Consider the following 534-nt stretch of genomic DNA (forward strand, 5'->3'; position numbering starts at 1 on the left):
TTGCTTAGTGGAAAGCGCCGAAGGCGATATGATCGAAGAACAAGTGGTCGGCTTTGATCATACCGTTGCGTACTTAATGCCAATCCGCCGTTTAGGCGGTTTGTTTGCCGGTGCGAAGGTGATCCCATTAGACGGTGACAGTACCGTGCAACTCAGCTCTCAGTGGATGGGACGCGTGGTGAACGGCTTAGGCGAGCCATTGGATGACGGCATGCCGCTTAAAGGAGGCGATCGTGTTTCACTTGAACCTAAACCGATCAACCCCCTTAAGCGTCGTCCTGTCGATACCCCGCTTAATGTTGGCGTTCGTGCGATCAACGGTTTGCTGACGGTCGGTAAAGGTCAGCGTATTGGTCTAATGGCGGGCAGTGGTGTTGGTAAAAGTGTGTTGATGGGGATGATCACCAAAAACACGGAAGCGGACGTCATTGTGGTGGGTTTGATTGGTGAGCGTGGTCGAGAAGTTCGTGAGTTTATTGAACGCAACTTAACGCCAGAAGCGAGAGAAAAAGCCATCATCATTGCAGCTCCTGC

Annotated in this window: 1 pseudogene; it reads left to right on the top strand. The window is 51.9% G+C overall.

Annotated elements, in window-relative coordinates:
- A pseudogene (gene fliI / locus R7Z50_RS30690) lies at window positions 1-534 on the top strand (flagellum-specific ATP synthase FliI); the annotation flags it as partial.

It is taken from the genome of Vibrio sp. 1249-1, assembly GCF_033340495.1.